The organism is Parapedobacter koreensis, from assembly GCF_900109365.1.
Lineage (GTDB): Bacteria > Bacteroidota > Bacteroidia > Sphingobacteriales > Sphingobacteriaceae > Parapedobacter > Parapedobacter koreensis.
The window spans coordinates 111,134-132,580 of the sequence record NZ_FNZR01000012.1 but is presented as its reverse complement, the minus strand read 5'-3'; the positions used below and the strand labels follow the sequence as shown (position 1 = coordinate 132,580).

Here is a 21,447-nt window from a genome sequence, read left to right as displayed (position 1 = left end):
CTATTTGGAGAAATCCCAAGTATATTTTGAAATCTAAGAATATGAAATCTGTGGTTGTGTTCCATTAAATTTATATTCAAGTGATCTTAGTCTTGTATTATGGCTACAAACGCAATGATAACTAATTTATTTAGTTTTTCAAATATATTTAGCTAAAAAATACACCTCACCGCGTTAAAGGTATAAAATAGTGCTTTAATCGGGTCTTTATGTTGAAAGTTCGTCAATGTGGATAATTTTTATTGAGGCTGAAATTCTGTCAAAACTCATTCCCCAGCCAACCTCAATACTTTTTTCCTGTTTCGTGGTGTAATAAGCTTGCATAGGATTATTCCTTATTCGTGCAATCGCACCACCCACGCGCTGTCAATTGGCCCACAATCCTTTTAAAGGGTTGTAATCCCTTCCCTGGAGACAAAATAGATATCAATTCCGACTTTCTTGATAATAAGAGATATCTTTTCTGTTAAATCCCTATGATTTTCTGGGAGAGCAATGCCAAAGCGAATGCCTGAATGTTCAGGTTTGCACATTAAGACAAAAGTCTTCATCAGCGCAACACTGACGTGAGTCCATCGTTGGTTTTTGGTAAAAGGTTTGCTGTATCGTTTGGACTTTTCGTTGGCACTGGTTTCGCCCTTTGCTTCGATATAAGTCTTTTGGCCATCGGAGGTTGTGATCTCTAAATCGATACCATGCTGTTTGGTCGTTACTTTCTTTATTTTGCATCCTTTGGCCTCAAAATACGCGCCTAGTAAATCTACTATGTCGTTCTCGGTGAGCATCATTTTATATTACTAGTGCGGAATAATCTAATACCGATTATGTTATTTACTATTCAATTCCACTATTTTACCAGCAATTTCCCGGCAATGCTCGATATTCCGTAACAAGCCCATGGTTTCAGTTTCAATCTTGAAAAGGGTAGAAGCAATGGTTTCTTGATTTGCTCCATGTATTTTTAGACCGAATATTTGAGGAAGATAACCATAATATTCGTCTCTTGCTTCTTCATATACATTCACGCCTATTGGGTCCCAATCAGACCATAGGATTTCGTCAATTTTTTGATAAAGTATCTTCTGTTCAAAGGTCATTCTCATATTATTTTTTCCTCGAATACACATTTGTGCCACCTTTTGACGGGTGCGGTTCAATTTTAATCAAATCAGGCATACGTTTTAAAGCGTTAGTCAAAGAGTTTCCCGTTATTTTCCATCCGTAATTATCATCAACGAATTTCACAATTTTGCCCCGCTCTTTTGGTGTATTTAAAAAATCAATCTTTAACACTCTGTATTTGATGATATAGGGAATGGATGGTGTGCCACTTAAAATAACATAGATTTCTGGTGAGTTTTTATATAGTTGAAGCAGTTTTTCTCTTAGGTTATCGGGTGGTTTGAAACCACGTTTGCTTAATTTGTCGAGCCCTATAGTGCTAAAACCGGCGATTTTATCGAGTGATACCACTTTAATTGGTTTATTACCACTTTCAATATTTACTAATGTAGCTCTGGAAATCCCAGCTAATGATGCAAAGTCTTTTTGGGATAAGCCGATCGCGTCACGTATTTCAGCGACATTTTCACCTATTATTTTACTTGAACCGTCCATTTAGCAAATGGACAAACACAAATAGTGATATTTTGACTAAAAATTTATTGTTTTTGAAATAATTTATTATGTTTGTATCGTTGTAAATCAAATAGGTGTGTAAATTATAGTTGTAAATAAATAATGATGAAATAAAGGTATTAATAGTCTTGCAACTCCATTCTCAGGCCAAGTGGCAAGGCAGCAGATATAATACCTCACGCTTTCAATGAAAAATGCTAATTTTGCTTTTCATTGGAGTGTGGGGCTGCTGTTACACCCGTCGCGACTAAAGGCCTGAGAATCTTCTGGAGTTACGGGATGCAGTCCTACACTTTTTTTGTGACTGCTTCTAAGCAAGGCTTGTTAACGTACAAGCCAATGAAACCAACAAAAAGAACCATAGAATCTAAGCCCATCCAACCTATCCAAGATAGGAGGGATGATGGTTATTGGGTGTCTAAAACGTGGGAGATTTCCACGTCTAATTTGTTTAAAAGTATAGCGAAAAATCCCGTTTGAATTGGTGTCGAGAATGAATTAACACAATTTCTTACACCCAAATCAAACATAAATGAAGCAAAAATTACGCTTAGGGGATAGCTATGCCCTTATCCATAAGTTGTCTGCTTACTGGCGCAACCAACAATCGGAAACATTCCGAAAACATAAACGAAAGTTAGTCAAGAAACTATGTGTGCAGACCCATGCGCAGGCCTTCGCTCTCCCCGGGCGGGGCCGCGCAATTGGGGTATTGGCACTGTTACTATTAGGCTTATGCACATTTGGCATCGCACAGCAACGCCAAACTATAAGCGGAAAAGTGGTTTCTGCTGCGAATAGAAGTGCGATAGAAGGTGCTACCATCTCCAACAAGCAGACGCGCATACACGCGTTGACGGATAGGAGCGGGGAGTACAGCATCTTGGCTGGGCCGGATGATATCCTTATCATATCCTTCTTGGGCTACCGAACCGTGGAAGAAAAGGTCGGCGACCGTATGGTCGTCGAAGTTTTGCTTGAAACTGTGGAAAATACCTTGGATGAAACGGTAGTCATTGCCTACGGCACCACCAGCCGCAGGCTGAATACAGGAAGCGTTGGCCGCGTCACCGCCGAAACGATTGCCAAGCAGCCCGTAGGTAACCCACTGCTTGCCCTCGCTGGTCGCATACCGGGGCTGGAAATCAACCAGACCAACGGCTTGCCCGGCAGTGCCGTAAACGTACGCATCCGGGGCCGCAACTCCATCCAGCAGGGCAATGAGCCGTTGTACATCATAGACGGTGTGCCGTGGCTGAGTACGAGCCTCACGCAGTTCCAAACGCGTGGTGCAGCAGGTGACATCAGCCCGTTTAACAGCATCAACCCGGCAGACATCGAAAGCATTGAGGTGCTCAAAGATGCCGACGCCACAGCCATCTACGGCAGCCGTGGGGCCAACGGCGTTATCCTCATCACCACGAAGCGGGGCACAGCGGGAAAAACAAGTGTAGATGTAAATATGTACACCGGCTTTGGCAAAGTGACGCGCACCATGGAGCTGATGAATACCCAACAATACCTCGAAATGCGTCGCGAAGCCTTCCGCAACGATGGCGTGGAGCCTACACCGGCCAACGCACCCGACCTGCTGCTCTGGGATACCACGCGCTACGTAGATTGGAAGAAGCTAATGATAGGCAACACGGCAAGGGTAAATGATGTGCAGGTAGCGCTGTCCGGTGGGAGTGAGGGTACGCAATTCCGACTGGCGGGTTCGTACCGTCGCGAGACTACCGTATTTCCCGCTGATGACCAGGCAGACAAACGGGGCTCTGCCCAACTCAATGTAACGCACCGCTCCGCTGATGATAGGCTACAGGCGAATGTGAGCGTGGGGTATAGTCATAATGCGAATGATCTGATGATGAATGACCGCACGGCGGCGATTTACACGCCGCCCAACCAACTGGCTTTTACGGAATCTGGTGAATTGGCTTGGGAAGAAAACGGCTCCGCGCTGACCAGCCCGTTAGCACAGCTCTACCGGACAAGCTCGAGCACGACAAGCAATTTACTCGGCAACATGAATTTATCGTATCGATTGGTCAAAGACCTTTCAATCAAGGTTCAGGGCGGATTTACACAAACGGCGATGGATGCGGAAAAAATTCAACCGAAATCCACCTTTGCGCCCACCTACGCCGGTTCGGGGCTTGCTGATTTCAGTGCCAGCAGAAGTACCTCATGGATTTTAGAGCCGCAGCTTGCGTACGAAGCATCGCTGGCAAAGGCATCGCAGCTTAGCGTACTCTTCGGTACGACATGGCAGGCTACCGATGCGGATGCTTCATTGGTGCAGGCAAGCAACTATTCCAACGAGGCGCTGCTCGGTTCCATCAATGGAGCAGCAACGCTCGTCAACAGTGCATCGTACAACGCATACCGCTACCAGTCCTTTTTTGGCCGCATCAATTACAACCATGCCGGGCGCTACCTCCTGAATCTGACGGCAAGGCGCGATGGCTCCTCGCGGTTTGGGAGTGGACGGCAGTATGCCAGTTTTGGCGCTATCGGTGCAGCGTGGATATTCTCGGAAGAAAGCTGGCTAAACGGTAATGGTGGCATTTGGAGCTTCGGCAAGCTGCGCGCCAGCTATGGCATCACCGGCAATGACAATATCGGCAACTACCAGTACTTGGACACCTATGGCACCACCAATCCGTATCAGGGAATCGCTGGCCTCTATCCCAACCGTCTTTTCAATGCGGACTATGCGTGGGAGACCAACCGCAAGCTGGAGGGAGCCTTGGACCTTGGCTTTATGAGTGACCGGATTTTGTTTTCCACGGCGTGGTTTCGTAACCGCAGTGGCAACCAACTCTTACAGGATGCCCTACCTACGCAGGTCGGTTTTGCGAACATCACGCGCAACCTGCCTGCGCTCGTGCAGAATATAGGATGGGAGTTTGAGTTGAATACGGTGCCCATCCAACGCCCCGGCTTCACATGGTCATCGGATATTAACTTTACACTATCGCGAAATAAGCTACTGGAGTATCCCGGATTGGAGACATCCAACAATGCATCACGGTATGCGATGGGAAAACCGCTGGACAACGTGCGCCTGTGGTCATATACCGGAATAGATCCGGAAACCGGGATATATACGGTTGATACCGAGCTCGGGCAGACCTTGTTTTATGATATGACGCCAAGTTTCTACGGTGGCTGGAATAATACATTGACCTATAAAGGTTTTGAAGCCAGCGTATTTTTCCAGTTTGTAAAACAGGAACAGCGAAATGCGATTGCATCGTTAATCCGGCCGCCTGGCTTCCAATACAATGTGCCGGTAATCGCTTCAAACCGATGGCAGCAGACAGGTGATGAAGCGTCAGTGGATATGCAAAGGTACACCAGAGGAGGCGATGCGCTCACTGCGTTTACACGGTTCGGCAATTCGACTGGCGTCTACACGGATGCCTCTTTTTTGCGACTAAAAAACCTATCGATTGCTTATCGCGTGCCAAGGTCCCTTTTGGGGAAATACGGCTTGGAGAACTTAAGGTTTTATAGCCAAATCCAAAACCTTTTCACTTTTACCGCCTATCGGGGTAATGACCCGGAAACTGGCAATTCGAATGTTTTGCCACCCTTGCGGATGATTTCGATGGGATTACAGATTACCTTATAAGTACAATGACAATGAAGAAAAAAAAGTATATAATCACCCTTTCGCTATGCTTCACGCTATTAGCACCGACTGCCTGTGATTTTTTGGACATCCCACTGCCCAAAGACCAATTGGTACAGGATAATGTCTACACCACCGATCAAAGTGCCATTGCAGCCGTTGCCGGTGTTTATGAGGGGATGATCAATGCCAGCGGCCAACTCGGGAATTTGAACATCGCTTTGGAGCTTTGCGCGGACAATCTGGCCTTCAGTGGGAATGACAATGGCTATGTTCAGTTTTTTGAAGGCAATGTTCAAGAGAATAATAGTTATGTGCAAAACCTGTGGACTGCTTTCTACCGCAATATCTACAGGTGTAATGCGGTGTTGGAAGGGTTGCCCGCCGCAACGAATGTGTCCCCTGAGCTTCGTGATCAGCTGCGCGGCGAGTTGCTCGCGCTAAGGGCGTTTTGCTATTTTTATTTGATTAATTTATGGGAGGATGTGCCATTGATTACAGGTACAGACTACCGCGTCAACCAAGGCTTGGGCCGTACGCCGACAACTGACATCCAAGAAGTCATGCTCCGTGATCTGGAGGAAGCCAAAGGGTTGCTAACGAGCGATTACCCGTCGTCAGATCGCGGCAGGATAAACCTGAGGGCTGTCCAAGCGTTGTTAGCCCGCATATACGCGTCCTTGGAAAACTGGCAGGAAGCAGCCTCGTTGGCAGGGGATATCATGAGCGATGCAACGTATGAATTGGAAGGCTCCGAAGACGTATATAAGGTGGGTAGCAGGGAAACCATTTGGCAATTGATACCGTACAACTTTCCTGCCCAAGCTCCCACGCATATACCGGGAAACCCAGGTATCGTGCCGACTTATTACCTGACACCGGACCTGATCGATACATTCATGCCTGACGATAAACGGCTGCAAGCATGGACGGGAATGAATACCGTGGGCGAAGCCTCTTATTACTATTCCCGTAAATACAGGGTGACCACAGGGAATAATCCCGTTACGGAAGCTTTGGTCGTATTTCGCTTGGCTGAGTTATACCTCATTCGTGCGGAGGCGAATGCCATCTTGGGGAATGAGGAAGAGGCGTTGCTTGATCTGCAGGCTGTACGCTCCCGTGCTGGTCTGGGGGATATCGAAGTGCAGGGAGAAGCGCTCCTCCGCGCCATCACTGACGAACGCCGGAGGGAATTATTCGCTGAATGGGGATTCCGTTGGTTAGACCTTAGACGTACAGGCACGGCAGATGACGTGTTGGGTGCGGCTAAGCCCGGATGGCTGCCCACGGATGCGCTTTGGCCGCTACCAATAAACGAAATGGAGCGAAATCCTTACTTGGTACCACAGAATCCGGGCTATTAATCACATCTAAGGGTATCGAAAGCGATGAAGAATTTACTAACAATACTTTTATGGATTGTCTTGGCCGGAAATGTTTCCGGCCAAGATTTACAAACGGCCCGAAGTTATTCGGTAGGGGATACCTTGCCCGATATTAAACTCGGTAAGTACTTGGTGAATGATAAAGGCCCTGATGCCACGCTCCATGATTTCAGAGGCAAGTATGTCGTCCTTGACTTTTGGGAGCGGTATTGCCAGCCTTGTATCAATGCTTTGCCAAAATTGCAATCCTTGCAGGATAAGTATCGCGACAGCCTGCAAATTGTTTTAATAACAAAAGACACCGAAGCGAACGTGAGGATGCTGCTGGGACGCTCTGAAGTTACGAAAGATGCAAACATCCGATTGTCTTTTGCGGTCGAAGAGCCCGCATTGCATCGGCTATTTCCGCACACGGTCATCCCGCACGTCATCATTATCAGTCCTGACGGCGTCATCGAAGGGATTACGCATGGCGAAGAAATCACGGAAACCAACGTAGCTGCGATGGTGGCAGGAACTAAGAAAAGTTGGCCTTTGAAAAAGGAAGGGGGCGGGGTAACCGCCGATTCAGATACCGTCATGGGCTGGCGGTCATACCTGAAAAGAGGAGGGATAGGTAAGGGGAGCTTTTCCAAAGACAGCATCGGGCGGCTTACCGGAGTCCATCTGGAGTTTACCCCAATCAATATTTACTATAAAATCTTTTCTTATTTCAAGCTTAATATGTTAAGCATCATCAACAAGCAACGTGTGATTGTGGATGTTCGGGATACGCTAACCAGGAGGCAATACGCCAATGCAGATTTGAAACTGCCGTTTTTTCCCAATGAATTTCCGTATTTGCATTACAATAGCAGAAGTGAATACAATCGTGAGAATGTATACACCTATGATTTGCGCCTGGCCAGTCCCCGAGTACTGGATGATAATCTGTTTGAGCAGATTTTCAATGAGCTGAATAATTGCCTTCCCATTAAAGCTAAGGTGGTAAAACGCAATGTAACGGGCTGGGTGATCCGGACTAATGATAGGGAAAGCAGCCCGGCTAAATCGAAAGGGCTGCACCAACCCAGTTATCTGAATTTTGACCAAGCGAAGGTTTTTGTGAAAAATCGATATCTCGTTGATTTTGTAAAAACATTGCGCCGATTCAGGGATGCACCACCATTCGTCGATGAAACGGGGATTGATTTTCCTGTTGATATTGAAATTGATTTCACGCATTCTACACTTAGGGATCCAAAGGCGGGCCTGATCGTAAACAATCCGTTGGATCTTGAAGTGCTACGGTCTGAGCTTGCCCGTTACGGTCTGTATTTGGAACAGCGTCAAATGAGTGTGGATGTATTAATGATTCACGATTGATGCTTCAACATTAAAGGAAGGGATAGGCTGTATATATGTAACTCATTAGTATAATAGAGCGCTATCAACGTATTTCCGGATACATATAGACTCCTAATAAGTTTGCCGTCAGTTACGGGTAGGTAGAATGAACCGAGGTAACTGTCATTGATGTAATCATACACATCAATGGGGATATGATGCATGTATTCGCGATAAGTCTCGTTGTCGGCTTTTAAATTGGAGCAAATGTAAAGAAGGCCATCGTGTACGCAACCTGTTTTATTGGTTATTAAGCGGGGTTTGTTAGGCGGTAGGGCGAGCTTAGGCGTGATCGTATCAATAGTGAAGGCAACTGCTTTTTTTGCCAAACTTCGGTCGAAAACCAAGATGTTGTTATTATAATAGTGCATGTATACCAGCTTCTCATGGCTTTCGTCAAAAAACAGTTGCCCATCGGTGCTAATGCCACGATCCAAGCTTGGGAGGGATATATCCGATTCAAGATCGAAATAGCCGTACTTATTGTATTTGGCAAATAGCAGCCCGTTGTGTGGTTTTGATATTTGCCGAACGATAAATGTGCTGTCGGCAAAGCGCACTCCAGTTGAAAATGAGGCTCTGGCGGCGGCAACATGAAGGTACGCGTCATTCGCTGTGATAATACCGGGTAGATTTTTAAAGAAATATGCTATCGTATGTGAATCCATGGAGACAAAAAAAGGCGGGCCAAGATTGGCGTTGTTTTGCGCCCGTTGCAGGGTAGGGAATGAAATTGTTGTAATAGCCATAGTTGTGCGGTCTATCTTCAACAGGTCGAGCGAATGCGCTAATGACAGATAGATATTGTGGTCATCTACCTGAATTATTGCACGACCTGATTCCGGCAAGCTTAGCTTTTCTTTCAATGACACGGCATCTTCAAAAAAACTGCGCGTAAACCCGTTCGGCACTTGGTTGGGCAATTCGGTCGTGTAAAAGAGGTATACCACAATGAGGATACCGGCTAAAATGGATACAAGGAGTTTAAAAAGGTACATAACTGGATAGTTCAACGTATAAATGGATAGCACCGGCAGCCGGTGCTATCCAGTCGTATACAGGTTACCTAAAATTTAGCAGATCCGCCATTCCATTCGAGGATATCATCCTCATTGTTTGGGTCAAAAGCGCATAGCGTACCTTCGTCCGGACAGACCGTGCTTTTGAGTTGATCCCTCGTGCCGGTCACTTGGGGATCTACCGGCCCACCATCTTCCATAGGAATGGTTTGGTAAATCGTTTCTTCCTGTGCAAGAGCAGATGGTGCTTCTTGTGCTACTTCCACTCCTGCTTGATTCGAACCCAGGAACACATAGGCCGCCGCAGCTAATGCCAGTGTCCCAATTTTGCTTACTGTTTTTATTTTATTTATCGTTTCCATAACGATGATTGTTTAAAATGAATAATTGAATAATAATTGTGTCTCGGAAAGGCGTGCCTTTCCATTGGACGGGTGGTAGGGCATCCGTCAAGGCGGGTGGTTCCAGATGATTCGTTGATACCTATTCATGGCTTATTGTTTTGATGTGTTTTCAATTGCCGTTCTTTCAGGACGACCGCGATGCAAGCCAATGCCAGAAACGCGCTATTGAATAGGAGGTGTTGTTCCCACGTGAGGTTTTCCAGCGCGGCCGAGCAAAGGCATGGGGTGTAATAGCTGTAGTTGAGCAGCAGGTAGATGTAGCTGGTAAACAGGCTCATCAGGGATACCGAGGCATAAAGCCCCCAAAGCTGCGTCTGCCCAATGATTAATGCTGCCGTCACAACGGCTTCCACGGCGGGAGTGCCCCAAGCAACCCACCCCTGGTAGGCCATCAGAAAAGGGGATTTGCCCAACTCGGTGTAAAATCGCTCAAACTGAACGGCCTTATCCAGCGCCGTGAGGCCGAATAAGATCACCAATAGGTAGGAGATGATTTCTACCGTGCCTTTTGCGATATGTCTTCGGGTAATAGCCATATCACAAAAGTAAGGGAGGGCGAAGGTCTAAACCTGCGCCTGGAGGCACAAGTTTGAGTAATTTAGCTTGACACCCTGACTAAGTCAATGATGCTACCTAATAGCAGGCAGAAAAACGTGAAGGTAAACATCCCCAGCAGATAAGCTGCGAACGCTTTGAGGTAGGCAGTGGCCTTACGGCTGCCAAAAAACTGCCCGACAGCCCATGAGCAATACACAATGGATGCCACGCCGGCCACTTGCACGAGATCGATCTTTGCCAGGTTGCCGATAACGCCGAACATTGCATAGATCAGCATGCCTACCCCCATCACAAAGCAGAGCAGGATCAGGATCTCAAAAAAATTGTACGGGCTGCGCTTGAAGAATAGCCTAATCCATAGTGCAATCAACCCGCCCATCAAAATATTGGCATACCCATAGTGCTCCTGAACCCAGCTGAAAATGGCGGTAGTAGCAGCGGCATTAAGCGATGAATCGCTGTGTTGGGTGTAACTTTCCTCGAAACGGAAAAATCCATTAATCAACGTATAAATCAATGAGGTAATGATGATGAAAATAACCGGCTTCACCAGCCTTCCCCGATCTTGGGTCAGAAACTCCCTGATGGATTGTCCCGGACGGACAAATAGTTCCTTGACCGAAAAAAGGAACCCCTTTTCAAAACTTAACGCTTGCGCAATCTCATCGCGAAGGTACCGCGCATCCACGCGCTTCAATTGGAGGGGGTGCCCGCAATGCTGGCAATAATTTCCGCTGGCGGCTTCGTTACATTTTTTACAGGCTGGCATACCTATCCGATACTAGGGTATAAACGGTACGAATGTAATAAAAAAAGCGGTCAACTAATCTTCCCGGCTACCGTCGTCGGCCATGCGTACGATCCGCGGTGTGAATGTGGCCAATACATCCACCAAATCGGTCTGCGCGGCCATGACGGTGTGGATATCTTTATAGGCCATCGGTGCTTCGTCAAGCCCGGCACCCACAAGCGTGACACCGCGAGCGCGAAGCTCAGCCCGCATAGCTTCTTTGCTGATGGTCTTGATAGCCTGTGTACGGCTCATCTGCCGCCCTGCGCCGTGGGAAGCCGAATTGATGGACGCTACTTCACCCTTGCCCCGTACGAGGAAACCCGCTGCCGTCATGGAGCCGGGAATAATGCCCAGTACGCCCTTTCCGGCGGGTGTAACGCCCTTGCGGTGCACGATGACTTCCTGCCCGTTCCACGTTTCTTTCCAAGCAAAGTTGTGGTGGTTTTCCACCTTGGCCAGTACCTCGGCGCCCAATGCCTTCGCCATCTTGCGATGGATGATCTCATGGTTGGCTGAGGCATAGTCGCCCGCCAATGTCATCGCTTGCCAGTACTCCTGCCCGGCTTCGGTATCCAGCCCAAGGTAAGCCAGGTTTTGAGCCTCGTGGGGCAGTCGGCATAGCTCCTTGGCCAACTTGGTATAGTGTCCCGCGATGGTAGCGCCCAAGCCCCGAGAGCCGGAGTGGGAGAGGAGCGCCAGGTATTTGCCAGCCGATACACCCAGTGCTTCATCACCCGTAGCAAAATCGATGATGCCAAACTCCACGAAGTGGTTGCCGCCGCCGGAAGTACCGAGCTGTGTCCAAGCCTTGTCCTTTAGATTGGCGACGAAGGTGTTCATCCCGAAAGCCACATCCGTCAGCACCGTATGGTCTGCCCGCTCATCTGGCTTAAAGCCGTGCCCAGCGCCAAAGCGTGTTTGCGCAATCAGCTCCCGCTTAAACTGGGCCTGGTTTGCATCAAAGAACGCTTCCGGGATGTCATAGACAGACAAGGCCATGCGACACCCGATATCCACGCCCACGCCGTAGGGAATGACGGCATTTTCCACGGCCAGTACGCCGCCGATGGGCAGGCCGTACCCTTGATGGGCATCGGGCATCAATGCGCCCGCCACAGTGACCGGTAGCTGCATGGCTACGTCCATCTGTGCGCGTGCACCGGCTTCGATGTGTGACTCGCCATAGATGGCGTAGTCGGCACCGGCGTCCCGCAAGGGAATATAGGCGTCTTCAGGAATCGCGGCTTCTTCGATGAGGGCCTGAGCCAGCTTGCCATATACGATGTCGGCTGCAAAGGCTTCTGGCGAGGCCAGTACATTTGCAAATTGCGCAAGCAACGTTTCTTTGCCAAGGTGCTGGTATTTGTTGGCCGTACGCAGGGCTACGCCAAAAGCCCGTCCGGGCGTGTATCCCAAGGTCGTTAGTTCTTCGCTGTTGATAAGGTAATTTGTTGGTGTGTTCATCTTTTTTAACGGATTAAAAAACCCTGCCGGAACAACGTTTTCCGGCAAGGTACATGATTTAATTTATTTGGAAAACAGCTCCTTTAGCTGCCCGACGATGTTGCCGCCGCCGGAGAGCGTGATCTCGCCTATTTTTTCGGCGATTTTCTCCACGTGCTCCATTTCCTTCATTTTCCAGAGCATGGCGTTGTCTTCCATCAGCTTGGCCGTGTTGAGCAAGCTACGCATGGCTGCCGTTTCCTCCCGGCGGGTGATGCCGTTGGCTTGTGCGCGTTTCTCGGCCACCAGCACATGGTTCATGATTTCCTTGATGTCACCCGGTAGGATAATATCTTTCACGCCGCAGTCGATCAACCGTATGCCCAACGTTTCAGCTTTGCTGGCACAGGTGCTTTTCACCGCGTCGGCAATATCTTGCTTGCCTTCCATCAGTTCGTCAAATCCTTTGTTGGAGATGAACGCACGCAGGGCCAGCTGCACCAGCACGTAGAGTTGTTTTTCAAACTCCTTGTTGTGTACCACCGCCTTCACCAGGTCGACCACTTGGTACGTAACCGTGAAGTTGATGCGCAGTTGGGCTTTATCCTTGGTGAGAATTTCTTGCCCAAGGATTTCCATGCCCAGTTGGCGCATGTCTGCCTTTACTACCGTCGTGCTGGTGTTGTTTTTCCAGTACACGTAGTTGCCGGATTCCAGCAAACGGTCAAACTTGCCGTCGATAAACAATAGCCCTTTTTCGAAAGATTCGACGGTATAAGCCCGTACGTATGGGTAGAGCGGTTGCCTATTGAGCAGGTTGCGGTCGATGTCTTCCGCGATTTCCAACTGCGTGGTATCGGCGCAGATGAAACGGTAGCCACCTACCCCTTTCCAGAAGGCATATTTGCCAGCGGTAAGCACGGTAGCAAAGCGCAGATCTTGGTAGACCAGCACCAGCTCGTTGTCGGCTACATCCACCACCTCCAGCAGGGATGCCAATGCCTCGTGTGCGAGCAGCGTGCGCAGGTCTTGCTCCGGTGCAAATGCTTTGGTCATGTCGAAGCGTTGCACGCGTTCGCCCCAAAAGAGCCAGTGTGAGCCTTTGCTCAGCACACGCTTCAATTCGCCATTCTTAAAAACCAGACCAACGGTGTTGGTCGTGATGTTTACGCGTTCCATCGTGTTATTGTTTAAAATTAATCCATTCGTTTTAATAAAGTTGGGCATGCCGGGATTCCCCATCGCTGCGGCGGAGCCGGGCAAGGCGCTGGCGTATCCCTGATCCATGAGCATACACCCGTTCGCCGATGCCGCCAAGTCGCTGGACTTGGCAGTTGGTGCGACGGGTGACGGCCGTCCGGACCGGGGCCTCTTCCATTGCGTTGCCCGGCTGCAGGCCCAACGGCGGTTGCGATGCTCGAAATTGCACCACAGATACCGTACCTGCCCAACTTACTGTACTTGCATTACCATTTTGCTATTCCAAACCTAAATTGGAAGCAGGATTCGAACTTGCATAGGGGCTGTGCTCTACCCAACTGAGCTATACCGGCCATAGCCGATAGTGGGAATCGAACCCACGACCGCAGCGTCAAAAAAACAACCCTTGCCTCCCTCGGCCAGTATATGGCCCGCCATCGGCGGCCACACTGCCACGCTTGTGAAACGTGTACCCCAGGGCCTCGCGTCAGCGCCGGTCGCTATCCGCCTGAAGGCGGATTTCGTATAGTAAGTAGTGTTACTGATCAAAGAACGTGATGTCATCTGCCGACGATACAAAGATGCAAGTGGTAGTGCGCAGTGCTTTTGCGTAGTTTTTTTGAATGGCTGTTTTTTGTTTTAAATTATTGTAATACAGTGTGATAAATTTAATTTTATTTTTAAATCGTGCGTTTTTAGCAATAACTGCGCAATTCGATTGCGCAGTTGTAGAACAGAACGATTAAATTTGAATCTCGAAAAACTGTATAGCATCCTTATGGCCACCAATAAACTTGCCCTCATCCGGTATAAAACCATCGATAACTGCCTGCGCAACCGCTACCGCAAATGGACCTTGGAAAGCTTGATTGAAAAGGTTTCGGAGGCGCTGTATGAATACGAAGGCATTAAGGATGGCGTGAGCAAACGCACCATCCAGGCCGATATCCAGCTGATGCGCAGCGATAAGCTGGGGTACAATGCGCCCATCGTCGTAAACAATCGGAAATATTACACCTATGCCGATCCAACTTACAGCATTTCCAACTCGCCCATCAGCGATGCCGATATGGAGAAGATGCGCGAAGCGGTATCGGTACTCCGCCAGCTCAATGGCTTCCAGTATTTTGAGGACATGAGTGATATGGTGGCCCGTTTGGAGAATACGCTGCAACAACACGCCAAGGGCGGTCACAGCCACGTCCAATTCGAGGGTAATGGCCAGCTCAAGGGCTTGCACTTCATCACACCCCTGCACCAAGCCATCCTGCGCAAGGTACCGTTGCTGATCGAATATCAGTCATTCAAGGCGGCGGCGCCTACACAGGGCGTTTACTATCCCTATTTACTGAAAGAATACCGCAACCGCTGGTTCCTCATTGCAAAGCCCAAAAAAGGAAAGACACTGGCAACACTTGCATTGGACCGTATGGTGGAGGTGCAGGAGATGGCCGCTAATGGGTTTGTGGAATATGATGGCGTCGACTTTGACCGCTATTATGCCGATACCATCGGGGTGACCAAGTCAGCGCGTGACAGGGGACGTAAAGTCGTGCTATGGATACACCCCCGCCATGCGCCGTATGTGCTGACCAAGCCACTGCATACCTCGCAAGAACTTTTGAAACAGGATGAGACAGGGGCTATCATCTGCATATGCGTGGTGCTCAATTTTGAGTTGGAGCGCGAATTGCTTGGCTTCGGCGAAGCGTTGAAGGTATTGTCGCCCCGGGACCTGCAACGGCGGATCGCTCGACGTATTGCACGGATGCAGGAGTTATACCCGGAGGAATTACCGAGGTAATCCACTTGCTCCTGCTGGAAGGTGCCGGAAAAAGCTATGCTGAATAGCAAAAGTATTTTTATATTGACACCCCTCGTCAAAGTTGCTCCATTGCTCTTGCAATCGTGCGCCTTGAAATGCCCAGATAATCCGCTTGCTCCTCTTGAAAGGTGAGGAGACGCATGGACTTCATGTAGTCATCCGTGGCAAATGCCCGGTAACGCGCTATCTCGTGCTTTATCAGCATCAGCCTGCTTTTCTTCCGGTATTGTTTCAGCTTCTTCTGCTCCATCACGTGCACCAAAGTATTGGCCTCGGTGCAGGTTTCTTTGTAGGCCTTTAATGCATTCGCTGGAATACAAATAAGGACGCTTTTTCGTAGCGCTACCACCTCATAGTCTACCTGACGATGCGTGTAGAGATTGTTTCTGGTAAGCGCACTATGCAGAGGCGGCAGGAAACGATCAATCCGCCTATTACCCTCGGCATCCCACCAAGCTGTAGCTAATAGCCCGTCGCATACGAAGTACACATAATCACCCCGGTCGCCGGGCTCGAAAAGCCGAGTGCCGCGTTTGGCGGTTAGCTCCTTGCCGTGAATGTGTAGCCACTCGTGGTGCGAGACGTCAAGCGGGCAATAGTGAGTCCAGTAGAAAAGGAGCGGGACAAAGGCGGATGCTGGCGTATGATATGTCTGTTTCATGTGGCAGTGGGGCGAGAAAAGCCGGGGCCTACAACCCCGGTCTGTGAATATCAATGCGCTGATGGCGGCAACACGAATGTGATTTGCAGCGATTTGGAAAGTGTGTATCCTTGGTTGGGCACATAGGTGGCCGTTGTCGATTCACCGGTAATCAGCAATTTGCCCGGATGGTCGATGGGAGGCAACTCGTCGGAATAAGGAACTACCAATTGAATGGGCTGGCGCAGCGACAGAAAATGGGAGATGTTTTCTGCCAAAATGGAGATGTAGTCTGCCGGGATAGTTCCGAGGTATTGCAGCTGATGGGACCTCAGATCAAAGTGCCGTAGTAGCCATCTGGGCAGGTCTTCGAGCGCCTGTTGGCTTTCATGTTGCAATTCATTTTCGGGTAGGCTGTAGAGAGCCAGCAAAACCTGCTGCACACCCAGCGAATTTAATGGTTGTTTTTTCATGTTTTTAATTATTTAAATTATTGATAATTAATGTATTGCACGCCTTGTGCAATCGTCGGCGGCAAAGCTATCGAATGCCACATTGCTTTCCCAACCAAGTTGCTTGAATCGGAAAAAAGCGGCGGTGAAACGGAAATGGAATGGTTATGTAGCGGGCTGTCAGGTTTGGTTTCATTCGCAAACGTGCTTATATTCGCTTGTCACACTTCTACCGACTATACCATAACTGTATGCATTTTGCTGTGTCGACAAATTTTTGAAACCGTAGTGCGGCCATGCCGTCAATGACGTGGCCTTGCATGAATAGAACTCATTTGCACATGTTTAAACAGCTATCAAACAACATCAAAACGTGTTTTCGTAATCTGGGGAAACGGGGAGAACAACGTTACATCCCCCGGCGCCACCGCCTCTGGATAGCCGTACCATTGGCCCTGCTGATGGTACTGGTAGGCAAGCGTTGGGCAGTGATCGGTAGTTTATTGACCAGCCATAAGTTGCTGCTTTTATCATCTTTTCTGGGAAGCTATGTGATTGTGGTGGTTGTGTGGGAGTTTGCGACATGGGCCACCCAATGGCTGGACGCTCAATCGGATTGGCGTAAGGATTTCAAGAACAGGTTGTTCATGCAGATTGCGTTGCCCCTTGTGGGTAGTTGGGGGTTGAGCATTTTGATGGCCATGGGCCTTTATTGGATAATGGGCATTGATATCAACAGTTCGGGATACTTTCGTTTCGAAGTATGGATTGTCCTTTTTCTATTGGTTGCCCTGAGCTTTGGGTATGCATTCTGGTACCTGCACAGACAAGTACAGCTGACAGAACCGGCACATGAAACCGCCTACATCACGGTGACGTACAACAAAGAAAAATTGATCGTGTCCGAGCGGGACATCGGATGCGTGATCGGTGGTCCCGGCTTTGGGTTGGTACATATGATTAATGGCGATATCTACCATACGGGGATGACCATTACTGCATTGGAAAATGTGTTGGATCCGGTCAGGTTCTATAAGCTGAAACGCCGGTACCTGATAAACGGGGCGATCATCATCAAACTCATCACCGATAAGGAGACCAAACACGATGAAATCAAAGGAACGGAGATCGCTACCTATAAGTGGATGTTGAGGTTTGGAAATGGTGAGATGGGCATGCGGAACGAGCGGCTGGTAAAAGGCTCGATGAAACATGTGGACGATTGGTGGCAGCGATACAAAAGGCTCAGCGATTAATCCTGCGTACCTGATTACAACTATCGGATATGAAAAATACCAAGCTACACCGTACCACGCTACCCTGCCATGCTTGCGGTACGTTGCTTCGTATGCTCTATCCTAAGCTAAAGCGGCTACAGGAAGATCACAGCGAAATCATGCGCTTCATCCTTGAAAAGCGGGAGGCCGATACGGTGTACCGCTCTGCCGAGTATACGCTGGATCGCGTGGGCATCAGTGAAAGCACGTTGCTGCGCTGCCAGCGCCGAGGGGAGATCCGTGTGGCGAAAGTGATACGCGGTAAGAAGTATTTCCGTGATGAAGATGTGGAGCGGCTGCGCCGGGAGTATTGGGGGCAGGAGTGACCAGCTTTCCTCTCTCTTTTTTCCTGCCTTTGTTCTGCCGTAATGCGGGGTTTATCCGTAGGGGATGCGGAGCGGATCTTGCTTTTTCCCGGATACACCCCGGATCAGGACCGCATCGTATACGGGGGATGGCGGGAGAAAGGGGGGAGTTAGTAGGTCGTTACCGCAACAGGTTTATCGACCCCTTAAGCGGATCGCACCCCATCCCGAGGTCAATGATATAAAAATAAGCTCCCACAGGCAGATCGGAGCCCCTATACCGGCCGTCGAAATCCGGAGCTCCGGTGCGTTGCGTGTAGAGCAGTTGTCCGTTGCGGTTGAAGATGTGTACGGTGGCATGCGGATAACTGGCAAGACCAGCGATGTGCCAGGTGTCGTTGTGACCGTCTCCATTCGGACTGAATGTGTTTGGTGCCTGGATGCCGGCATTGCTGATTTCCACGCGGATGGGTACACGCGGGCTTTCGCAACTGCCATCGGCAGCAGCGAGGTAATATGTGGTGGTTTGTGTGGGATAGACCTCAAATGGGGTGATACCGGTGTTTTCCTCGATCATGACCCCACCTTGTAGGGCAGGATATAGCCGGTAGTGGTAATCGGGCGATCCGGTGTACGAGATGCTCACCTTGCCGGGACTACAGAGGGCCAATACTTCTGGTGCGGTAGGGGGAGCCAACTGGCCGTCATCATTCAGAATGGAATACATTGCAGACTCTACCTGGCATCCGTTTGCATCGGTAACGGTGAGGCGATACCGGCCTGCCGTCAATCCGGTGGCTTCGGCCAACTGGCCTACGGCCGTACCGCGCTCGTCGGCCCAAGCATAGCGGTATGGTGCCCTGCCGGCCATAGGTTGCAGGCCGGATATGCTGCCCGTACCATGGCCACAGGCATCGTTTACCACCGTGACGGATGTGGCGATCAAGGTTAAGTCTGGTGTGTTGTCCACGGTATAGGTTCCATACTGCACTTCGCAGCCCTGTGCATCGGTAAGCAGCAGGGTATAAATGTCCGGGGCAAGCCCGTCGAGCTGAGCCGTGGTGCCGATTTCACGGCCGTTGCCATTCAACCAACGGAGGCTGGCGGGGCGGACACCGCTACCGAGGTCTATCCGGATGGTGCCGTTGGGCTGCCCGCAGTAGGCAGCGGCTATTTGCACGGCGTAAGCAGGATAGTCGGTCGGCGGTTCTTCGTCGACGTAGTAGTATATCGTTTCCGATGCACAGGGCCCATTGGAAAGGTACAGACGGTATCCGCCTGCGGGCACATGGTGTAGCTCCTGTGCGGTGTCTATAAGTTCACCGCTTTCATTGCGCCACGCAAATTCCGTTGCACCGGTAATCTGTAATCCCGTGATACTGCCTGAACTGGGGGAACCACAGGAAGCCGCCTGCACGACCAATTGGGTGTCATCAATGACGATGGGGGTGCCGCCCTGATCGATGAGTTCAAAGGGGCCAAAGGTTTTTTCGCAACCGTAATAGTTTTTCACATGCGCCCAATATCTTCCAGGCAACAAATCTTTGGGAAAATAAGCTTGGTCAGTGGCAGGGTTGCCCGACTCATCCGTCCAATAGAGTTCCGATACATGGTTGCTGTTGAACCACGTAATCTCACCGCCCCTGTCACAGTTTGGGTGGATGTATTGGGCGCTTTCGACGTCTATCCATGGTATGGTATTTTCAATGATTACGGAGTCGATAACTTTGCAGCCGAATTGGTTGACAGTGAGGTAATAGGTGCCTGCGTCGAGCCCTTCAATGTCAAGGGTATTGCCCACTACCTCGCCTTTTTCATCCAGCCATTGGAATTTGTTGGCGTGTTTGACAAAGGCGCCCTTGATACTTCCCAATTCGGTATCACAGGCGAGGTGTTCCACTTCAAGTTTCCCAATCCAAAGGAAAATTTGTGGATGGGTAAATTCAGAACTTTGCCGTCCGTAAGTGGCTGCAGCTATCACGTTTTTATCGGGATCAATAAGCCCATCATAACGCCACTTGCCTTGGGCATTTGCTGTTGCCGTGGCAAAATAGGTTTTAGGTTGGCAGCTTTCGCAATCCTTATCGGTATAAAAAAGTTCAATTCGCGAACCGGGTTTGGTGGCAGTGCCGGAAGCATATGACTCCGTAACGTCGTCCAGCGTTAGATCCACATCTTGGATAAGCTGCCATTCACTAAGCGGGTTTTCGACGATGAATGGTACAACAGTATTGCAATACATGCTGTTGTGCGACAATTCAACGTTGTGGGCCTCTTGGGCGTAAACAACGGCCTTATAGCCGCTATAGTCGTGATGAAGGATATTGGTAAAGAGGTTGCCATCAACGGTGCTTTCCCCACCGATTAGGGTGCGGCCGGACACATAGGATACCATGATTGCATGTAAATAAATGGGCACCATTTTCGTCCGATCTTTCGTAGCACCGAATGTGTTGCGCTGGATGGTCACGGTTGCGTTGTTGTACCCGTTTATGCCGACGGAACAACCCCATTCGTTGTTAACCATCGTAATGGTTGCACGGGCACCGGTAGGGTGCCTGGTAGCGCCCGTGGCAAAGTAAGTATTGAGTTTGTACAAAAAATCGTAGGGGTTGTCTCCATTGGCATCCATACCGAACCGGTTGTTGGATATCGTTACAGCGCAGTCTGAAGACATGACATCATCAATATCCCCTGTAGGTGAGTGGAGAAAAGTCGCCAATATGATGTTTCCCTCATCCTCGGATCCCCCAACGGTTAGGTTGCTGGTATAAATCAGGTCGACAGTTGATTGTAAGTGCTGATCGATAAAGTGGCCCTGTTCGTCGACACCGATGTGGTTGTTTTTCAGTTGCGCGGTATGGATGCTTGCATGGCTTCCATACTCGGGACCGACGAGGATGGTTCTGGCGTTATTGTACAATACATTTCCTTTGCCGCGTGCACCAAGGCGCAAGGTTTGGAGCTGTGCGTTGACGTGTATCGCCGATCCGGAATCGAAATAACCTTCAGGACTACGTGTGCTGAACGCTTTGATGATCATGCCGTAGAGCTCGAATAGCTGAAAATTGCCGCTTAAAGAAAGCGCGACTTTGTCATATGCATATCCCGTTTCTTCTTCCATATCGGGCATATTGGCGACCAAGATAACCTTCGCCCCGTTGATGGATAGTGTTTCCCCTGGTTGGGTGGAACCATCGATGATCAAGTTGCCAGTAATATTGGGTAGCCGTGTTCGTAGCCGGATAGTCTTGGCCGAGGCGCCCGATCCGGGTAGATTAAAGTGGATTTCGTCGGTTTCCGAGCCGCCATTGTCCGTCGCTTTTTGTAAGGCCTCTCGCAGCGTGCCAGGCCCGCTGTCCGCATTGCTCGTGACCACGAAAACTTCCGCATGTAGACCCAACGAAAGCAGAAGCAACAACGCTACGGTCGATATCCGGCTCAGGTGATTCATGTAATGTGTCTTGACGGGGCTAAGATAG

Annotated in this window: 19 protein-coding genes; 6 read left to right on the top strand and 13 right to left on the bottom strand. The window is 49.4% G+C overall.

Features of this window, described 5'->3' with window-relative positions:
* Positions 1–386: 386 nt before the first annotated feature.
* Genes BMW65_RS22080 through BMW65_RS22070 form a run of 3 tightly spaced genes read right to left on the bottom strand, consistent with a single transcriptional unit; the run spans position 387 to position 1,617 of the window.
* Positions 387–788 (bottom strand): hypothetical protein, encoded by a 402-nt coding sequence (locus BMW65_RS22080; RefSeq protein WP_090608979.1) that lies wholly within the window; start codon positions 786–788, stop codon positions 387–389.
* Positions 789–827: 39 nt separating this feature from the next.
* On the bottom strand, positions 828–1,103 hold the full coding sequence (locus BMW65_RS22075) for a hypothetical protein (protein ID WP_090608978.1): 276 nt from the start codon (positions 1,101–1,103) through the stop codon (positions 828–830).
* A 1-nt stretch (position 1,104) separates the two neighbouring features.
* Entirely contained in the window at positions 1,105–1,617 is a 513-nt protein-coding gene (locus BMW65_RS22070; RefSeq protein ID WP_090608976.1) for a helix-turn-helix domain-containing protein, read from the bottom strand.
* Positions 1,618–2,170: 553 nt separating this feature from the next.
* On the opposite strand from BMW65_RS22070, the gene BMW65_RS22060 reads away from it, so the two are divergent.
* From BMW65_RS22060 to BMW65_RS22050, 3 genes are read left to right on the top strand one after another with little or no spacing between them, the layout of a single operon-like run.
* Complete coding sequence (locus BMW65_RS22060; protein ID WP_090608973.1) at positions 2,171–5,275, top strand: SusC/RagA family TonB-linked outer membrane protein; 3,105 nt, start codon at positions 2,171–2,173, stop codon at positions 5,273–5,275.
* A gap of 11 nt (positions 5,276–5,286) precedes the next feature.
* Positions 5,287–6,642, top strand: a complete 1,356-nt coding sequence (locus BMW65_RS22055; RefSeq protein WP_177181261.1) for a RagB/SusD family nutrient uptake outer membrane protein — start codon at positions 5,287–5,289, stop codon at positions 6,640–6,642.
* 24 nt (positions 6,643–6,666) lie between these two features.
* Entirely contained in the window at positions 6,667–8,028 is a 1,362-nt protein-coding gene (locus BMW65_RS22050; protein ID WP_090608970.1) for a TlpA family protein disulfide reductase, read from the top strand.
* Here the strand turns inward: BMW65_RS22050 and BMW65_RS22045 are convergent.
* The 7 genes from BMW65_RS22045 to BMW65_RS23980 form a co-directional block, all read right to left on the bottom strand.
* Positions 8,019–9,047 carry a hypothetical protein gene (locus BMW65_RS22045; RefSeq protein ID WP_090608969.1) on the bottom strand — a complete coding sequence of 343 codons (1,029 nt, stop codon included), beginning with the start codon at positions 9,045–9,047 and terminating at the stop codon, positions 8,019–8,021. The two genes, BMW65_RS22050 and BMW65_RS22045, sit on opposite strands and share 10 nt — an antisense overlap.
* 68 nt (positions 9,048–9,115) lie before the next feature.
* On the bottom strand, positions 9,116–9,430 hold the full coding sequence (locus BMW65_RS22040) for a hypothetical protein (protein WP_090608967.1): 315 nt from the start codon (positions 9,428–9,430) through the stop codon (positions 9,116–9,118).
* A gap of 125 nt (positions 9,431–9,555) precedes the next feature.
* Positions 9,556–10,008, bottom strand: coding sequence for a MauE/DoxX family redox-associated membrane protein (locus BMW65_RS22035; RefSeq protein WP_090608966.1), 453 nt, complete (start codon positions 10,006–10,008; stop codon positions 9,556–9,558).
* 62 nt (positions 10,009–10,070) lie between these two features.
* Positions 10,071–10,799, bottom strand: coding sequence for a DUF3667 domain-containing protein (locus BMW65_RS22030; protein WP_090608964.1), 729 nt, complete (start codon positions 10,797–10,799; stop codon positions 10,071–10,073).
* Positions 10,800–10,853: 54 nt separating this feature from the next.
* Positions 10,854–12,287 (bottom strand): RtcB family protein, encoded by a 1,434-nt coding sequence (locus BMW65_RS22025; RefSeq protein WP_090609008.1) that lies wholly within the window; start codon positions 12,285–12,287, stop codon positions 10,854–10,856.
* 63 nt (positions 12,288–12,350) lie between these two features.
* Positions 12,351–13,553, bottom strand: a complete 1,203-nt coding sequence (locus BMW65_RS22020) for a slipin family protein (RefSeq protein ID WP_245747716.1) — start codon at positions 13,551–13,553, stop codon at positions 12,351–12,353.
* 243 nt (positions 13,554–13,796) lie between these two features.
* A complete protein-coding gene (locus BMW65_RS23980) occupies positions 13,797–14,030 on the bottom strand; it encodes a hypothetical protein (RefSeq protein WP_143053974.1) in 234 nt (77 codons plus the stop codon).
* Between the two features lie 214 nt (positions 14,031–14,244).
* Between BMW65_RS23980 and BMW65_RS22015 the strand changes: the two genes are divergently transcribed.
* Positions 14,245–15,270 carry a helix-turn-helix transcriptional regulator gene (locus tag BMW65_RS22015; protein ID WP_090609004.1) on the top strand — a complete coding sequence of 342 codons (1,026 nt, stop codon included), beginning with the start codon at positions 14,245–14,247 and terminating at the stop codon, positions 15,268–15,270.
* A gap of 76 nt (positions 15,271–15,346) precedes the next feature.
* Here BMW65_RS22015 and BMW65_RS22010 read toward each other — a convergent pair whose 3' ends face one another.
* Positions 15,347–15,952, bottom strand: coding sequence for a Crp/Fnr family transcriptional regulator (locus BMW65_RS22010; protein ID WP_090608963.1), 606 nt, complete (start codon positions 15,950–15,952; stop codon positions 15,347–15,349).
* A gap of 50 nt (positions 15,953–16,002) precedes the next feature.
* Complete coding sequence (locus BMW65_RS22005) at positions 16,003–16,404, bottom strand: hypothetical protein (protein WP_090608961.1); 402 nt, start codon at positions 16,402–16,404, stop codon at positions 16,003–16,005.
* Between the two features lie 320 nt (positions 16,405–16,724).
* On the opposite strand from BMW65_RS22005, the gene BMW65_RS22000 reads away from it, so the two are divergent.
* The gene (locus BMW65_RS22000; RefSeq protein WP_090608960.1) at positions 16,725–17,639 is read left to right on the top strand and encodes a hypothetical protein; all 915 of its coding nucleotides are present in this window, start codon (positions 16,725–16,727) and stop codon (positions 17,637–17,639) included.
* 29 nt (positions 17,640–17,668) lie between these two features.
* Positions 17,669–17,986, top strand: a complete 318-nt coding sequence (locus tag BMW65_RS21995; RefSeq protein ID WP_090608959.1) for a hypothetical protein — start codon at positions 17,669–17,671, stop codon at positions 17,984–17,986.
* 160 nt (positions 17,987–18,146) lie between these two features.
* On the opposite strand, the gene BMW65_RS21990 is transcribed toward BMW65_RS21995, so the two are convergent.
* Positions 18,147–21,419 carry a T9SS type B sorting domain-containing protein gene (locus tag BMW65_RS21990; protein ID WP_090608957.1) on the bottom strand — a complete coding sequence of 1,091 codons (3,273 nt, stop codon included), beginning with the start codon at positions 21,417–21,419 and terminating at the stop codon, positions 18,147–18,149.
* Positions 21,420–21,447 lie beyond the last annotated feature (28 nt).

What these genes read in the sequence shown, in the direction of transcription:
- BMW65_RS22035 (WP_090608966.1), bottom strand. Translation starts at nt 10,008, where the DNA reads ATGGCTATTACCCGAAGACATATCGCAAAAGGCACGGTAGAAATCATC.
- BMW65_RS22025 (WP_090609008.1), bottom strand. Translation starts at nt 12,287, where the DNA reads ATGAACACACCAACAAATTACCTTATCAACAGCGAAGAACTAACGACC.
- BMW65_RS22055 (WP_177181261.1), top strand. Translation starts at nt 5,287, where the DNA reads ATGAAGAAAAAAAAGTATATAATCACCCTTTCGCTATGCTTCACGCTA.
- BMW65_RS23980 (WP_143053974.1), bottom strand. Translation starts at nt 14,030, where the DNA reads ATGACATCACGTTCTTTGATCAGTAACACTACTTACTATACGAAATCC.
- BMW65_RS22000 (WP_090608960.1), top strand. Translation starts at nt 16,725, where the DNA reads ATGTTTAAACAGCTATCAAACAACATCAAAACGTGTTTTCGTAATCTG.
- BMW65_RS22010 (WP_090608963.1), bottom strand. Translation starts at nt 15,952, where the DNA reads ATGAAACAGACATATCATACGCCAGCATCCGCCTTTGTCCCGCTCCTT.
- BMW65_RS22030 (WP_090608964.1), bottom strand. Translation starts at nt 10,799, where the DNA reads ATGCCAGCCTGTAAAAAATGTAACGAAGCCGCCAGCGGAAATTATTGC.
- BMW65_RS22015 (WP_090609004.1), top strand. Translation starts at nt 14,245, where the DNA reads ATGGCCACCAATAAACTTGCCCTCATCCGGTATAAAACCATCGATAAC.
- BMW65_RS22050 (WP_090608970.1), top strand. Translation starts at nt 6,667, where the DNA reads ATGAAGAATTTACTAACAATACTTTTATGGATTGTCTTGGCCGGAAAT.
- BMW65_RS22080 (WP_090608979.1), bottom strand. Translation starts at nt 788, where the DNA reads ATGATGCTCACCGAGAACGACATAGTAGATTTACTAGGCGCGTATTTT.
- BMW65_RS22020 (WP_245747716.1), bottom strand. Translation starts at nt 13,553, where the DNA reads ATGGATCAGGGATACGCCAGCGCCTTGCCCGGCTCCGCCGCAGCGATG.
- BMW65_RS22060 (WP_090608973.1), top strand. Translation starts at nt 2,171, where the DNA reads ATGAAGCAAAAATTACGCTTAGGGGATAGCTATGCCCTTATCCATAAG.
- BMW65_RS22045 (WP_090608969.1), bottom strand. Translation starts at nt 9,047, where the DNA reads ATGTACCTTTTTAAACTCCTTGTATCCATTTTAGCCGGTATCCTCATT.
- BMW65_RS22040 (WP_090608967.1), bottom strand. Translation starts at nt 9,430, where the DNA reads ATGGAAACGATAAATAAAATAAAAACAGTAAGCAAAATTGGGACACTG.
- BMW65_RS22005 (WP_090608961.1), bottom strand. Translation starts at nt 16,404, where the DNA reads ATGAAAAAACAACCATTAAATTCGCTGGGTGTGCAGCAGGTTTTGCTG.
- BMW65_RS22070 (WP_090608976.1), bottom strand. Translation starts at nt 1,617, where the DNA reads ATGGACGGTTCAAGTAAAATAATAGGTGAAAATGTCGCTGAAATACGT.
- BMW65_RS21990 (WP_090608957.1), bottom strand. Translation starts at nt 21,419, where the DNA reads ATGAATCACCTGAGCCGGATATCGACCGTAGCGTTGTTGCTTCTGCTT.
- BMW65_RS22075 (WP_090608978.1), bottom strand. Translation starts at nt 1,103, where the DNA reads ATGAGAATGACCTTTGAACAGAAGATACTTTATCAAAAAATTGACGAA.
- BMW65_RS21995 (WP_090608959.1), top strand. Translation starts at nt 17,669, where the DNA reads ATGAAAAATACCAAGCTACACCGTACCACGCTACCCTGCCATGCTTGC.